Annotated in this window: 16 protein-coding genes; 15 read left to right on the top strand and 1 reads right to left on the bottom strand. The window is 63.4% G+C overall.

The window, feature by feature from the left end:
- The first annotated feature begins 99 nt into the window (after nt 1-99).
- Nucleotides 100-264 (top strand): DUF3309 family protein, encoded by a 165-nt coding sequence (locus AC1D08_RS10685; RefSeq protein ID WP_457151266.1) that lies wholly within the window; start codon nt 100-102, stop codon nt 262-264.
- Nucleotides 265-542: 278 nt separating this feature from the next.
- On the opposite strand, the gene AC1D08_RS10680 is transcribed toward AC1D08_RS10685, so the two are convergent.
- On the bottom strand, nt 543-800 hold the full coding sequence (locus tag AC1D08_RS10680) for a hypothetical protein (RefSeq protein ID WP_457151265.1): 258 nt from the start codon (nt 798-800) through the stop codon (nt 543-545).
- Between the two features lie 475 nt (nt 801-1275).
- On the opposite strand from AC1D08_RS10680, the gene AC1D08_RS10675 reads away from it, so the two are divergent.
- The 14 genes from AC1D08_RS10675 to AC1D08_RS10610 all read left to right on the top strand — a co-directional run.
- Entirely contained in the window at nt 1276-2001 is a 726-nt protein-coding gene (locus AC1D08_RS10675; RefSeq protein WP_457151264.1) for a GntR family transcriptional regulator, read from the top strand.
- Nucleotides 2002-2004: 3 nt separating this feature from the next.
- Nucleotides 2005-3045, top strand: a complete 1041-nt coding sequence (locus AC1D08_RS10670) for an ADP-ribosylglycohydrolase family protein (protein WP_477423089.1) — start codon at nt 2005-2007, stop codon at nt 3043-3045.
- Nucleotides 3042-4016 (top strand): PfkB family carbohydrate kinase, encoded by a 975-nt coding sequence (locus tag AC1D08_RS10665; protein WP_457151262.1) that lies wholly within the window; start codon nt 3042-3044, stop codon nt 4014-4016. Before AC1D08_RS10670 ends, AC1D08_RS10665 begins: the two co-directional genes overlap by 4 nt.
- 55 nt (nt 4017-4071) lie before the next feature.
- Complete coding sequence (locus AC1D08_RS10660; RefSeq protein WP_457151261.1) at nt 4072-5133, top strand: ABC transporter substrate-binding protein; 1062 nt, start codon at nt 4072-4074, stop codon at nt 5131-5133.
- Nucleotides 5134-5200: 67 nt separating this feature from the next.
- Nucleotides 5201-6064, top strand: a complete 864-nt coding sequence (locus AC1D08_RS10655) for an ABC transporter permease (RefSeq protein ID WP_095091419.1) — start codon at nt 5201-5203, stop codon at nt 6062-6064.
- Nucleotides 6064-6852 carry an ABC transporter permease gene (locus tag AC1D08_RS10650; protein WP_457153982.1) on the top strand — a complete coding sequence of 263 codons (789 nt, stop codon included), beginning with the start codon at nt 6064-6066 and terminating at the stop codon, nt 6850-6852. Before AC1D08_RS10655 ends, AC1D08_RS10650 begins: the two co-directional genes overlap by 1 nt.
- On the top strand, nt 6852-7919 hold the full coding sequence (locus AC1D08_RS10645; RefSeq protein WP_477423087.1) for an ABC transporter ATP-binding protein: 1068 nt from the start codon (nt 6852-6854) through the stop codon (nt 7917-7919). Before AC1D08_RS10650 ends, AC1D08_RS10645 begins: the two co-directional genes overlap by 1 nt.
- A gap of 71 nt (nt 7920-7990) precedes the next feature.
- Nucleotides 7991-9241: an aconitase X gene (locus tag AC1D08_RS10640; RefSeq protein ID WP_457153978.1), complete on the top strand. Its 1251-nt coding sequence runs from the start codon at nt 7991-7993 to the stop codon at nt 9239-9241.
- Entirely contained in the window at nt 9238-9687 is a 450-nt protein-coding gene (locus AC1D08_RS10635; RefSeq protein ID WP_457153979.1) for an aconitase X swivel domain-containing protein, read from the top strand. Before AC1D08_RS10640 ends, AC1D08_RS10635 begins: the two co-directional genes overlap by 4 nt.
- 183 nt (nt 9688-9870) lie before the next feature.
- Nucleotides 9871-10959 (top strand): Gfo/Idh/MocA family protein, encoded by a 1089-nt coding sequence (locus AC1D08_RS10630; protein WP_457153980.1) that lies wholly within the window; start codon nt 9871-9873, stop codon nt 10957-10959.
- A 57-nt stretch (nt 10960-11016) separates the two neighbouring features.
- Nucleotides 11017-11931, top strand: coding sequence for a sugar phosphate isomerase/epimerase family protein (locus tag AC1D08_RS10625; protein ID WP_477413320.1), 915 nt, complete (start codon nt 11017-11019; stop codon nt 11929-11931).
- A gap of 20 nt (nt 11932-11951) precedes the next feature.
- Nucleotides 11952-13043: a fatty acid desaturase family protein gene (locus AC1D08_RS10620; protein WP_457155290.1), complete on the top strand. Its 1092-nt coding sequence runs from the start codon at nt 11952-11954 to the stop codon at nt 13041-13043.
- 11 nt (nt 13044-13054) lie between these two features.
- A complete protein-coding gene (locus tag AC1D08_RS10615) occupies nt 13055-13369 on the top strand; it encodes a MocE family 2Fe-2S type ferredoxin (protein ID WP_477226916.1) in 315 nt (104 codons plus the stop codon).
- 34 nt (nt 13370-13403) lie between these two features.
- The coding region (locus AC1D08_RS10610; protein ID WP_477423084.1) for a 3-methyl-2-oxobutanoate hydroxymethyltransferase at nt 13404-14096 on the top strand (693 nt) is incomplete at its 3' end.

The following is a 14096-nucleotide window of genomic DNA, read 5'->3' as shown; positions in this document are numbered from 1 at the left end:
GCGGAACGCCATTGCGTCGAGAGCGTTTACATCTCGGCAACACGCGAATGGCGCAGTGTTCAGCTGGCGCAGAAGCGCACAAAAGGGAGCGGGAAGACCATGAGCTTGGGAACCATACTAATCATTATTCTTGTCTTAGCGCTGCTTGGGGGCTTCAGTGGCCTCGGTGGCGGTCCATTCTATGGCACCGGTTACTATGGCGGCGGCGGTCTGGGGCTCGTGCTGCTCATCATCATCGTGCTTGTCGTGCTCGGGCGGATCTAGCCGCTTGCTTGCCGAACCGATCGCAATCCCGTGACCGCATCGATTTCGGCGCGCACCGGAATGTGAACTTCGCAAGCCGGCTTGTGATCCGGCTTGTTTGGAAAACTTTGTAAGGTGATCGCGGTCCACACCCCCCGTGGAAACAAGAGGAAAGGGTCCCACCCCTTGTCCTCCTCCAAGGCCCGCTCCGGTTCGCCCGTGGCGGGCTTTTGCTTGGCGGTCTAGGAAACCGGCTTGCCGCCGACATCGAGTTCGGGCCAGGGGCCGGGGCCGATCGATTACTCCATGTCAGGCACGTCGCCGCTGACGAACAGGGTGTTCGGCGGACCGTACTCGCCAAGTGTCGGGTCGGCCTCGCGGCTCCAGGCGATGACGCCGACATGTTTTGCCGCCAGCGCCCTGGCCGTGCGTATGGCACGGTCCTCGCTCTGCTGGTCGGCAGGGCCGAAGGCCGGAAACAACTCGCCGTCATCGCCGCGGTCGAACGCGACCACGACAATCAGTCTGGGACTTTTCTGGCCTTGGGAATCGGACATCTTGCACCTTCCTCAGGAAATCTATCACACTACAAGGAACTAGGTCGGCACGTTCGATTTCGGGAGGTGGCGTGGTGCAGGACCAGCGTTTCGATGAGCCGGTGAGGATTGCGCTCGGGGCAAAGGCACATGGCAGCCCGTAAGGTCTGCCTGGCCGGGAAGGAAGGAAGCCTCGGCGGCACGAGCGGCGTTCATTAGCGCCGCAATCGAAGCGGATATCCTCGTTGAACCCCGTGAGATGTCGATGCCGTCCGGCCAAAATTGAATCAAGACTTGGCTCTATCTCTTGATTGATTGCGGTGTTTTCGGCGATCACGATCAGCTTTTCGGGTTCATGCTGCCCGGCCCGCCGACGCCTTGCAGACACTTCCGCACCATTCGCTGGCCGTTTGGCTTGCCTTCGGCATCCCGTTGACATGGTACCCACGTCCATATATTGAACAGGACTATACAGGTTCACTAGACAGGTACGCATATGAAGCGGCGCGCGGTTCAACTGTCTCCCGGCACGGGCAAGCCCGAGCAGATCGCCACTGTTCTGGAGCATGAAATCCGCTCCGGCGTGCTCGGCTTCGGCGACCGCCTGCAAAGCGAGAACGAGCTGGTCCAGCGCTTCTCCGTCAGCCGCAACACGATTCGTAAGGGCCTCGAGGAACTGTCCAGCCGCGGGCTGATCACCACCAAGGTCGGCATCGGCTCGTTCGTCACCTTTGACGGCATGCCGGTCGACGACGCGGTCGGCTGGTCGCGGGCGCTGGCCAATGCCGGCGCCAATGCCGAGACGCGGACGCTGCGACTGGAGGTGATCGAGGACGCAGACCTGGCTGCCTGGCTTGGCATTGAGAGCCCGTTTTTCATCGCCGTCGACCGGGTTCGCACCAACGCCAGCGACGGCCATGCCATTTCTATCGAACGCAGCCGGCTGCCGCTGTCGCCGGAACTGGAGGACGTGCCGCTGCGCGGCCTGCGCGAGGGTTCGCTGCACCAGACGCTGCGCGACGCGGGGCTCATTCCTGACCATGGTGAGGAATGGGTCGAAATCGAGATGCTCAATGCCGAGGATGCCGCCATCCTCGGTTGCCCGCAAGGCTCGCCGTTCCTGCGCGGCCGTCGGTTGACCCGCGCCGCCGACGAGCGGCCGATCGAGTATGTCACCAGCCTGCTCAACCCGGCGCATTTCGCGCTGCATATGAGGTTCTGAGCGATGTCGGATGCAGCGAGCAAGGCGATCGACCGCGCCATGGGCGCACTTGTCGGCGGGGCGATTGGCGATGCGCTAGGCATGCCGACGCAACTCCTGTCGCCGGCCCGGATCGCCGAGCTTTATGGCCATGTCGACGATTTCGTCGCCCCGGTTGCCGACCATCCGGTGTCGAAAGGGCTGCTGGCCGGCACCGTCACCGACGACACCGAGCAGGCACTGCTGCTTGGCCGCATCCTTGTGGAGTCCGGTGACCGTTTCGACCATGCGCGCTGGGTCAACGCACTGCTCGACTGGGAGCGCGAGGTCAAAGCGCGCGGCAGCTACGATCTGCTGGGACCGTCGACCAAGCGCGCCATCGATGCCATCAACAATGGCGTGCCGGCGGAGGAAGCAGGGCGCGGCGGCGACACCAATGGTGCGGCGATGCGCATTGCGCCTGTCGGCATCATGATGCCGCTGGAGCCGCTCGACGCGCTGGTCGCCAAGGTGGCGGAGACCTGCCAGGCGACGCACAACACTTCGATCGCCATTGCTTCGGCCGCCGCAGTCGCTGCCGCCGTCAGCTGTGGCGTCGCCGGCGGTGGCTGGCGCGCCGCATCCGACAGCGCCGTTGCGGCGGCGAGGCGCGGGGCCACGCTCGGCCATTGGGTGACCGGCGGCGACATCGCCGCGCGCATCGTCTGGGCGCAGGACATCGTGCGTGGCAAGGTGATGAAGGATGCGATCCGGCTGATCACCGATCTGGTTGGCACCGGCGTCGCCAGCCAGGAATCCGTTCCGGCCGCCTTCGCGGTGCTGGAAGTCGCCGGCGGCGATCCATGGCAGGCGGCCGTCATCAGCGCCAATCTCGGCGGTGACACCGACACGATCGGCGCCATCGCGGCCGGCATGGCGGGAGCCTGCGCCGGCTTTTCCCGATTGCCGCAGCAGCATATCGCCAGGCTTGTCGGCATCGACATGTCGGAGGTTCGCGCCCTTGCCTCCGATCTCATGGCGGTAAGGGTTGCGAAAAAAGGTTCCGGCAAGGACGCGGCGGCATGAGCGGGCGTCTCGTCCATATCGGCAGTGCCGTGGTCGACTATGTCTACCGCATCGATGCCTTGCCGGCGCCCGGCACGGAGAAGACCGCATCGAGCTTCGCCCAGGTCGCCGGCGGCGGCTTCAACATGATGGTCGCGGCCAGCCGTACCGGCATGAAGGTGGTGTTCGGCGGCCAGCTCGGCAGTGGGCCGAACGGCGACTTCCTGCGGGCCGCTTTCGCCAACGAGGGCATCGAGACGCTGACGCCGCCATCGCCCTTGATGGATAGCGGCAATTGCGTCGCCATGATCTCGAGCGACGCCGAACGCACCTTCGTGTCGTGGCCGGGTGCCGAGAGCGTGCTCAGCCCCGACATGATGGCGCCCGTCTCGGTCACACCGGGTGACTGGGTGTTCACCTCCGGCTACACGCTGAGCTACCCCGCAAGCCGTGACGTGCTCACCGACTGGATCGAAACACTGCCGGCGGACACTCCCTTCGTCTTCGATCCGACGCCGGTGATATCGGACATTCCGCGCCTCATCCTGTCACGGGTGCTGGCCCGCACCACATGGCTAAGCTGCAACGCGACGGAAGCGGCCGAGATTGCCGGTCCGGGCGACGTTGAAACGGTTGCCGCGCGGTTGCTGGAAGTCCATTGCCCGAAAGCAGCCGGCGTGGTCATCCGCGCCGGGGCCAAGGGCTGTCACGTACGGCGGGCCGACGGCTCGGTGCAGACCGTTGCCGGCTTCAAAGTTTCCGCCATCGACACCAACGGCGCCGGCGACACACATATCGGCGCCTTCGTCAGCGCGCTGTCGCGCGGCATCCCGCCTTTCGAGGCAGCGCGCTATGCCAATGCAGCGGCGGCGGTTTCGGTGACCCGCCATGGCGGTTCTTCGGCGCCGACCGATTACGAGATCCAGACATTCCTGAGCCATGCCGCCGACCCGTCGGGCGCACAGGGCCGGACACAGAAGGCCAATGCATAACTGCCAGAAAGCCTGACAAGCCCGGGAAGCGGGCAAACACAGAGAGGAACCAACCATGCGCATGCCTGACTTGACTGCTCTTTTGACGGCGACCGCCGTATTTACCTCCGCACTTGCGTTTGCCGCCAAGGCCGACGAAGTGCATGTGCTCAACTGGAAGGGCTACGGCACCGACGAGCCGTGGGCCGTCGAGGCTTTCGAAAAGGCCACCGGCAACAAGGTCATCAACGACTTCTTCAATTCCGAACAGGAAATGCTGACCAAGATCCGGACCAATCCCGGCCTCTATGACGTCGTCATGATCAATGCCGCCTTCAACGACCAGGCGATGGACGGAAAGCTGATCCAGTCGATCGATACGTCCAAGTTGCCGAACTACGCCGACATCAGCAAGGACAAGGCGGGATCGCCGATGCTTGTCCATGACGGCAAGGTCTATGGCGTGCCATGGGTGTGGGGACTGACAGCGCTCGCCATCAACGAGAAATCCTTCGACAAGCCGCCGACCAGCATCGCCGCGATGTGGGATGCCGCCCACAAGGGCCGCGTCGTCATTCGTGACGACGCCGTCGAGGCGGTGCAGTTCGGCGCCATCGCCACCGGCCAGAACATCAACGACATCAAGGATATGGATGCGGTCAAGACGAAGCTCACCTCGCTGATGCCGCAGATCAAGACCTTCTGGAGCTCGGAGAACGACTGGAACCAGATGGTCGCCTCCAACCAGATCGACATCGGCACCTACTGGAGCGGTTCTGCCGACCGCGCCAAGACGCATTTCAAGCTGCCGGTCTCGCTGGTCGTGCCGCAGGAAGGCGCCGTCGCCTGGCTCGATGCCTTTTCCATTCCGGCCGGCGCCAAGAACGTCGCCGGCGCCGAGGCCTTCATCAACTACATGATCGACCCGAAATTCTATGTCGAATGGGTCACCAAGGTCGGCGCTCCGGTCTCGGCTAGCACGAAGGCGGTGGAAGCGCTGCCCGAGGATGCCTTCAACCGCAAGGTGATGGGGGACCCCGAAGTGGCCAAGCGCATCCAGTTCCAGGCGCCGATAACCGACGCGCAGCGCGAAGCCTATCTGGCGCTGTGGCAACAGCTCAAGGTCGACGTGAAATAAGGCCGACATCCGGGCCAGCCGGCGGTTCGCGCCGGCTGGTTCTTTCAATCCTGGGGAGGAGGGTATCATGGCAGCTGCGACAGCGTCGCGAAGCGGGCTGAGATCGGCATTGCCGCTGCTGGCGCCGGCCTATCTCTGGCTGACGGTGGCGATCTTCCTGCCGCTCTCGGCCATGGTCTTCTTCTCGTTCATGACCGAGCTGCCCCTGTCTGGGAAGCCGTGGGCATTCACGCTCGGAAACTATGCCGCCTTCTTCTCGCAGAGCCTCTATCTGACGCTGCTGCTCGCCTCGCTGCGGCTAGGCCTTGAAGTGACGCTGTGGTGCATCGTCATCGGCTACCCCGCGGCTTACGTGCTGGCCAAGGTGCTGAAGGGCCGCAGCCGCGAGGCGATCTTCCTGCTCGTCATCCTGCCGTTCTGGTCGAACGGCCTGGTGCGCATCTTCTCCTGGGCGATGGTTCTGCGCGAAGGCGGCATCCTCGACACGGCGCTCAACGCAGTGCTGCCGTTCAAAATCAACATCGACCTCATGTATTCCTATCCGGCCGTGATCATCGGGCTGGTGCATTCCTATGTGCCCTACATGGTGTTGACCTGCTACCTGACCCTGCAGGCGATCGACGACTCGCTGATCGAGGCCGGGCGCTCGCTCGGTGCCTCGCGGCTACAGGTGCTGAAGCGCGTGATTATTCCGCTGTCGATGCCCGGATTGGTGGCCGGCGCAGCACTCATCTTCGTGCCGGTTGTCGGCTCGTTCATGGAGCCACGCATCCTCGGCGGCCGCACAGGCACCTTCTACGGCACGGTCATCGAGGACCAGTTCGTCGCCGTGTTCAACTGGCCGCTGGGTGCGGCGCTCTCCTTCATCCTGCTGGCCGTCGTGCTGGTAATTCTGGCGGCTGCCTCGCCAGTACTCAAGAGGGCCGCGTGATGGCGACAACCCGCGTCCTCGAATGGCTCGGCCGCCTTTACATCTGGCTGCTGCTGGCCTTTCTCTATTTGCCGATCATCATCATGGCGCTGATGTCGTTCAACGTCTCGCCCTTCTACCAATTGCCGTTCGAATGGACGACGGAGTGGTACGCATCGCTGTGGCAGAACGATCAACTGATCGCCGCCACCTGGAACAGCGTCGAGATTGCAGTCATCACCACCGTCATCTGCACGGTACTTGGCTCGGCGGCGTCGCTTGCGCTCTATCGTTACGAATTTCGCGGCAAGAAATTCCTTCAGGCGCTGCTGTTTCCGCCGATCGCCATTCCGTGGCTGATCACCGGCACGGCGATGCTGATCTTCTTCTTCGGCGTTGGCATCGGCCGCGGGTTGCATGCCATCCTGCTCGGCCATGTGGCGCTGGCGCTGCCATATGTCATCGTCGTCGTTTCGGCCCGTCTGCAGACCTTTGCGCCGGAACTGGAGGAGGCGGCGCGCTCTCTCGGCGCCAACCAGTGGCAAGTGACCGCGCGCGTTACGTTGCCGTGGATCATGCCCGGCGTCATTGCCGGTGGCCTGTTCGCCTTCGCCGTCTCGTTCGACCAGTTCGTGGTGTCCTATTTCCTGGCGACGCCGGGGCAGACGACGCTGCCGGTCGAAATCTACGCCGCGATCCGCAAGGGCTTCACGCCCGAGATCAACGCGGTCTCGACGATCATCATTGTCGTGTCGATGGCACTGATGCTGCTCACGGCGCGCTTCTTCAAATTCGGCGGAGAGAAATAATGGCCGGCGTACAGGTATCGAACGTCTCGCGCAGCTTCGGCGCGCACAAGGCGCTGGACGATGTCTCCATCGATTTCGCCGATGGCGGCTTCTATGCGCTGCTTGGGCCGTCGGGCAGTGGCAAGACCACGCTGCTGCGCCAGATCGCGGGGTTCGACTTTCCGGATTCCGGCCGCATTGCCATTGGCGGCGAGAGCGTCGAGCGGGTGCCGGTCGAGAAGCGCCGCATCGGCATGGTGTTCCAGAACTATGCGCTGTTTCCCAATATGAGCGTTGCCGACAATGTCGCCTTCGGCCTGTCGGTGCGCGGCGAGGCCAAGGCGGTGATTGCCGCCGAGGTGCAGGCCGCGCTCGATCTTGTGCAACTCGGCAAGCTCGGCGGCCGACGCCCGCACCAGCTGTCGGGCGGTCAGCGCCAGCGGGTGGCGCTGGCACGGGCCATCGTCACCAAGCCGCGGGTGCTGCTGCTCGATGAGCCGCTCGGCGCGCTCGACAAGGCGCTGCGCGTCGACATGCAGATCGAACTGAAGCGCATCCAGCGAGAGATCGGCATCACCACAATCTTCGTCACCCACGATCAGGAAGAGGCGCTGACGATGAGCGACCGCATCGGCATCTTGCGCGACGGCAGGCTGGTGCAAGAAGGGCCGCCGGAGGAAATTTATGACCGGCCAAAGAGCGAGTTCGCCGCCACTTTCCTCGGCGACGCCAACATCTTTCGTGGCGACAGCACCGGCAACGGCATCCGCCTGGCGGACGGCACGGCGATCGCTGCGGGCGCGGGCGCGACGCTTGCCGCCGGCGCCAAGGCGAGTTGCGCCGTGCGGCCTGAACGCATCCGCATTGCCACCGATGCCGGGGTTTCCAATGCCACCGACGCGAACGTGCTCAAGGGCCAGGTTTCCAAGCGCATCTTCGCCGGCAACAACAGCACGTACTTCGTCGACCGTGCCGGCCAGACGCTGAAGGTCATTGTGCAGAACACCGGCATCGAGCGGCTGTCGGAGGGCCAGGACGTGGTGCTGCGCTGGTCGCCGGAGAGCACGGTGCTGATCGCTGCGGGCTGAGATCTGCAACGGGTCTTGCCAGACCGTTCGCAATCAGGGACAGCATAGCCGGGCAAGAGTCCGGAGTGGCGATGACCTTGGAACTGAGTGGGCGGGACCAGTCGATGCTCGATGGCGAGCAGGGCCAGTCGGCAGCCGCTGCGATGAAAATCCTGGTCGCGTTTTCCAATGCAGTTGGAGCCGGCAGCCTGCTCGATATTGCCGGCGCCCATATCGATGGCTGCCTTTACCACGGCAAGGCCGGGCTCGATTTCGTCGAACGGCTGGTCGAGGGCGGTGGCCGTGTCCGGGTGCCGACGACGCTCAATGTTGGTTCGTTCGATCTCATCCATCCCGGCATTGTGAAGATGCCGGCGGCGGAGGAAGCGCCGGCGCGGCGTCTGATGAAGGCGCATCTCGAACTCGGCTGCCAGGCGACGTTCACCTGCGCACCCTACCAGACGCGGTTCCGGCCGGGCTTCGGCGAGCAGATCGCCTGGGGTGAATCCAATGCCATCGTCTTTGCCAATTCGGTTATCGGCGCGCGCACCAACCGTTATGGCGATTTCATCGACCTCTGCTGCGCCATGACCGCGCGTGCGCCGGCCTGGGGCCTGCATCTGAGCGAGAACCGGCGCGGCCGCATCCTGTTCGACCTGGCCGTTCCTGAGCCGGAGCCGAGCGACAGCCTGTTCGTCGGCGTCGGGCTGTTCATCGGGCAAGCAAGCGGCGATCGGATTCCGGTGATCGCCGGCCTGCCACAACCGCGTGACGAGGACCAACTGAAGGCGCTGGGTGCTGCGGCGGCAACCACCGGCGCGGTGGCGCTGTTCCATGCGGTCGGCATCACGCCAGAAGCGAAGACGCTCGATGAGGCGTTCCAAGGCCATGCGCCAGAGGCTTCGATCCGCATCAGCCGCGCCGACATCGATCAAGCGCTGGCCAGGCTATCGACCGTGCCTGATGGTGCGCCGCTGGCGGCCGTGTCACTGGGCACGCCGCACTTTTCCCATGACGAATGGATGCGTCTGTTGCCGATGGTGCGCGAGATCGCGCCGGCCAGGCGTATCCCGATCTATGTCAACACCGGTCGCGCGACGCTGACGCGATTGCAGGAGGAGGGCGCGCTGGCTGGCATGGAGGGGTTCGGCTTGATCCCGGTCGCCGACACCTGCACTTATGTCACCTCGATCCTCGAGCGCTTGGACGGCGTGGTGATGACCAATTCCGGCAAATGGGCGCATTACGCGCCGGGCAATATCGGCGTGTCCGTCGCCTTCGCCGACATGAGGGATTGCATCCGCTCGGCTGCGATCGGGCATGTTGTGCGGAGTGCGTCATGATTTGGTCGACTGACACCGGGGTCGAGCGGTTCGGGACCTTCCAACTGGCCGGTGAGGCCGAGGGCCGGGCGCTGGCTTTTTCGCAGCCGCTCAGCTTCTGGGGCGGCGTCGACGCCGAGACTGGCGACATCATTGACCATTCGCATCCCGGTCTCGGCCAGAATATCGCCGGCAAGATCCTGGTGATGCCGAGCGGGCGTGGCTCGTCCTCCTCATCCTCGGTTCTGGCCGAGGCGATCCGCAAGGGCACGGCACCTTCCGGCATCCTTCTGGAGCGGCCGGACCCGATCCTGGCGGTGGGCGCCATCGTCGCCGAATTCCTCTACACCATTCGCATGCCGGTGGTGGTGTGCGACATTGCCGGTGTCGCCTCCGGCGACCGGATCGCGATCGGCCTCGACGCGGATGGCCGGGCGATCGTCAGCATCGGGACACGCCCAGACTGAGTGGCTTGGAAGTGCTGCCTCGCGTCGCCACTTCGAACAGACGGCGCGCGCTTATCAGCGCGGCCTTCGTCATTCCTGGTCTGAATCGTCGGTCGTCACAACCCCATGATGGGAAATGATGGTGTCGGCCTTGGCCGAGGCGCAGGCCATCGCGTTATATCCTGTCCTCCACGGGAGGAATGGATGGCAGGCACGGATTTCGAGCCGGATGTGAAGATTCGCACCAGGGAATACCGGATCGGCTGCGTCGGTGCCGGCATGATCATGGCCGAATGCCATCTCGCCGCCTATGCACAAGCCGGCTTCCCAGTGGTCGCGATTGCTTCGCGTACGAAAGCCAGCGCCGAAAAAGTGGCCGGGCGCTGGGGCATCCCAACCGTTCATGAGACGCCGGAACAGCTGATCGAGGACGACCGGGTCGAGATCGTCGATCTTGCCTTTCCGCCCGACCAGCAACCGGCGCTGATCCGCCATGCGCTGAAGCAGAAGCACATCCAGGCGATCCTGGCGCAGAAGCCATTGGCGCTGTCGGTAGAGGAAGCGGTCAGGCTGCGCGACGAAGCGGCCGGGTCCGGCAAGATACTCTCGGTCAACCAGAACATGCGCTACGACCAGTCGATGCGTGTGCTGAAACAAATCATCGATAGTGGCGCGCTGGGCGACATCGTCTTCGCGAAGATCGACATGCATGCGATCCCGCACTGGCAGACTTTTCTTGCCGACTATGACCGGCTGACGCTCGCCAATATGAGCGTGCATCATCTCGACGTGCTGCGTTTCCTGTTCGGCGATCCGCAAGAGATCACGACGCTGACGCGCAAGGATCCGCGCACGAAATTCGACCATTCCGACGGCATCACCGTGTCGACGTTGCGCTTCCCGTCCGGGGTGCTCGCCGTGTCGCTGGAGGATGTCTGGTCCGGTCCGCGGCAGGAGGGCTACAAGGACGACCAGCACATCAACTGGCGCGTCGACGGCACCAGGGGTGTCGCCAAGGGCACCATCGGCTGGCCGACGGGCGTGGCTTCGACCCTGACCTATGCCTCGGCCGAGACGACCGGTGGCGAGTGGGTGACGCCCACCTGGGACACGATGTGGTTCCCGCACGCATTCATCGGCGTTATGGAACAGCTTCAGCATGCGGTGAAGACGGGCACGCCACCGGCGCTGTCCGTCGCCGATAACGTCAAGACGATGGCGCTGGTCGAAGCCGGCTACCGCTCCATGGCACAAGGCCGCACGGTCAAGCTGTCCGAGATATCGATCGACTGAACATCTGGCCGCCGAATCGCGTGGCGGCTGAATCGCTTACCGGGAGGAGTTCACATCATGATGCAGGCGGGTATCTTCACCGGCTATTTTCCCTATGGCCTCGAAGAGGTGGCCCGGCGCATTCGCGCGCTCGATTTCAACACGGTACAACTCGATCTGCATTTCAGGGATATCGACCTCTCGGCTGGGCAGATCACCAAAGATAAGGCGAGGACTGTGCGGGATACGTTCCGCGACCACAATCTGCCGGTCTGCTGCGTTTCCGGCTACACCAACATCATCCACCCGGACAAGGTCGAGCGCGACAAGCGCGTCGGCTATCTCAAGGAGATCATCCGCAACGCGCGCGAATTCGGCTCGCCTTACGTGATCTCGGAAACAGGCACCTACAACACCGAATCCGATTGGGTGCACCACCCCAGGAACAAGACTGAGGAAGGATTCGAGGAATGCCGTAAGGTGATCTCCGACCTTGCCCAGACGGCCTATGACCATGGCGCGGTCTTCCTGCTCGAAACTTATGTCAACAATGTCGTCGGCTCAGTCGAGGAAACGGTCAAGATGTTCGCGCAGGTCGACCATCCTGGTCTTGGCCTGCTGATGGATCCGACCAATTATTTCGAGGCGCACAATATCGACCGCATGGACCAGGTGCTGAACCAGGTGTTCGACACGCTGACCGACAAGATCAGGATCGCGCATGCCAAGGACGTCAAGCGCTCCGGCAGCGACAAGTCGGAGAAGCACGCCGACATTGGCGATGACAATGCTTCGGAAGGCCTCACCTTTCGCGGCGTCGGCGAGATCGAATTGCCGGCGCCCGGCCTCGGTTCGCTCAATTATGATCTTTATCTCAAGCGGCTCAGCGAAAAGCACCCGAACATCCCGGTCATCATCGAGCATCTGACCGAGGACGACGTGCCACGCGCCAAGACATTCCTCGATGGAAAATTCCGCGCCAACGGCCTTTGAGGACCGCACGGGAGGCGACGATGGCGACGGTCAAGACAAAGCGCGACTACAGCCTGGTCGGTGAAAGCACGCGGATCGCGATCGAGACCGGGCTGGCCTCCGCCGAGTGGTATCACACAGACGTGCCGCGCAAGACTATGAAGGAGCTGATGCAACGCTCCGATATGCCGGCGATCCGCGACACCCTCATCTGGATCGCCGCCATATTGGGCTCGGCTGCCGGCGGCATCTGGTTTTGGAGTTCATGGTGGTGCGTGCCGTTCTTCTGCGTCTACGGTGTGCTCTACGGCTCCTCCAGCGACTCGCGCTGGCACGAATGCGGCCACGGCACAGCCTTCCGCACCCGCTGGATGAACGACGTCGTCTACCAGATCGCGAGCTTCATGCTGATGCGCAATCCGGTGACCTGGCGCTGGAGCCATGCCCGACATCACACCGACACGATCATCGTTGGCCGCGACGCCGAGATCGCGGTGATGCGTCCGCCGGATCTGTTGCGCGCCGCACTTGCCTTCACCGGCGTCCTCGATTTCCGCTATTCGCTGCCGACGCTGGTGCGCAATGTGTTCGGCAAACTCTCGCCGGACGAGAAAAGCTTCGTGCCGGAGATGGAGCAGCACAAGGCGGTCATCGCCGCGCGCTGGCAGATCGCTATCTATCTCGCTGCGATCGCGCTGGCGCTCTACCTCTGGTCGTTCCTGCCGCTGGTGCTGATCGGCCTGCCGCGCCTCTACGGCAGCTGGCACATGGTGCTGACCGGCCTGCTTCAGCATATCGGGCTGGCCGACAATGTCACCGATCATCGGCTGAACACGCGCACCGTCTACATGAACCCGATCAGCCGTTTCATCTATTGGAACATGAACTACCACGTCGAACATCACATGTTTCCAATGGTGCCCTATCATGCGCTGCCGAAGCTGCATGAGTTGATCAAGCATGATCTGCCGGAACCGAACCCTTCGATGTGGCATGCTTATCGCGAGGTCTGGCCGGTACTGATCAAACAGCTCCAGTACGAGGACTATTTCCTCGAGCGCGAATTGCCGCCGACGGCACGGCCGTACCGCGACGAATTCCATGCGCTGACCGTCCCGGCGGCAGCGGAATAGGGGAGAACCAGATGGCCGGCTGGGTTGAAGCGTGCGGCGTCGATGATGTCGAGGAAGAAGACGTCATCCGCTTCGACCATGGCGGTCGCACCTTCGCCATCTATCGCAGCCCGGATGACGAATTCTTCGCCACCGACGGCTACTGCACGCATGAGAAGGCGCATCTGGCTGACGGGCTGGTGATGGACGACATCATCGAATGTCCCAAGCACAATGGCCGCTTCAACTACAAGACTGGTGCTGCCAAGGGCGCACCAGTGTGCGTCGATCTCGCGACCTATCCGGTGAAGGTCGAGGCTGGCAAAGTGATGATCCAGATCGGCTGACCTGCCGCAGCACGTAACAGAGGGAATTCTTTCGATGAGCCGAAAAAGACCGACGGTGGCGGACCTGCGCGCCATGAAGGGCAAGCGCCAGCTCACCATGCTGCGCGTGCTGACGATGGACGAGGCCGAGGCCGCCGAGCGGGCAGGGGTCGACATCGTCTCGGTGCCGCCAGAACTGGTGCTCAACCCGCAATACCGCGATGCGGCGCCCAGCCTGTTCACCATGCCGGGGGAGAATTTCTTCGAGATCGGCACGGCGGACGATTTCCTGCACTGGGCCTTCCGGCTCTATAAGGCCGGCGCAGACGCGGTCTATTGCAGCGCCGGCTACGCCACGATCAAGCGGATGGCCGACGACGCCATCCCGGTCATCGGCCATGTTGGCCTCATTCCATCGCGCGCCACCTGGACGGGCGGCTTCAAGGCTGTTGGCAAGACAGCCGACACCGCCATGGAGGTCTTCGCAGCGGTGAAGCACCTGGAGGCCGCCGGCGCCATCGGCGCGGAGATCGAAGTGGTGCCGGTCGAGGTGGCGAAGGCGATCTCGGAGCGGACGTCGCTGATCATGCTGTCGATGGGGGCGGGGACCGGCTGCGACGCGCAATATCTGTTCGCCGACGACATTCTCGGCCAGAACCGTGGGCACATGCCTCGCCACTCCAAGGTCTATCGCAATTTCGCCGCCGAATATGATCGTTTGCAGGCTGAGCGGATCGCGGCGTTCTCC

The sequence above is a fragment of the Mesorhizobium sp. P2_E6 genome, assembly GCF_056403835.1.
This window is presented reverse-complemented; position numbering and strand designations above follow the sequence as displayed.

Excerpts from the sequence above, each read along its gene's own strand:
- AC1D08_RS10625 (WP_477413320.1), top strand. The coding sequence starts at position 11,017 with ATGATGCAGGCGGGTATCTTCACCGGCTATTTTCCCTATGGCCTCGAA.
- AC1D08_RS10650 (WP_457153982.1), top strand. The coding sequence starts at position 6,064 with ATGGCGACAACCCGCGTCCTCGAATGGCTCGGCCGCCTTTACATCTGG.
- AC1D08_RS10670 (WP_477423089.1), top strand. The coding sequence starts at position 2,005 with ATGTCGGATGCAGCGAGCAAGGCGATCGACCGCGCCATGGGCGCACTT.
- AC1D08_RS10615 (WP_477226916.1), top strand. The coding sequence starts at position 13,055 with ATGGCCGGCTGGGTTGAAGCGTGCGGCGTCGATGATGTCGAGGAAGAA.
- AC1D08_RS10635 (WP_457153979.1), top strand. The coding sequence starts at position 9,238 with ATGATTTGGTCGACTGACACCGGGGTCGAGCGGTTCGGGACCTTCCAA.
- AC1D08_RS10685 (WP_457151266.1), top strand. The coding sequence starts at position 100 with ATGAGCTTGGGAACCATACTAATCATTATTCTTGTCTTAGCGCTGCTT.
- AC1D08_RS10630 (WP_457153980.1), top strand. The coding sequence starts at position 9,871 with ATGGCAGGCACGGATTTCGAGCCGGATGTGAAGATTCGCACCAGGGAA.
- AC1D08_RS10640 (WP_457153978.1), top strand. The coding sequence starts at position 7,991 with ATGACCTTGGAACTGAGTGGGCGGGACCAGTCGATGCTCGATGGCGAG.
- AC1D08_RS10660 (WP_457151261.1), top strand. The coding sequence starts at position 4,072 with ATGCGCATGCCTGACTTGACTGCTCTTTTGACGGCGACCGCCGTATTT.
- AC1D08_RS10655 (WP_095091419.1), top strand. The coding sequence starts at position 5,201 with ATGGCAGCTGCGACAGCGTCGCGAAGCGGGCTGAGATCGGCATTGCCG.
- AC1D08_RS10680 (WP_457151265.1), bottom strand. The coding sequence starts at position 800 with ATGTCCGATTCCCAAGGCCAGAAAAGTCCCAGACTGATTGTCGTGGTC.
- AC1D08_RS10675 (WP_457151264.1), top strand. The coding sequence starts at position 1,276 with ATGAAGCGGCGCGCGGTTCAACTGTCTCCCGGCACGGGCAAGCCCGAG.
- AC1D08_RS10665 (WP_457151262.1), top strand. The coding sequence starts at position 3,042 with ATGAGCGGGCGTCTCGTCCATATCGGCAGTGCCGTGGTCGACTATGTC.
- AC1D08_RS10645 (WP_477423087.1), top strand. The coding sequence starts at position 6,852 with ATGGCCGGCGTACAGGTATCGAACGTCTCGCGCAGCTTCGGCGCGCAC.
- AC1D08_RS10620 (WP_457155290.1), top strand. The coding sequence starts at position 11,952 with ATGGCGACGGTCAAGACAAAGCGCGACTACAGCCTGGTCGGTGAAAGC.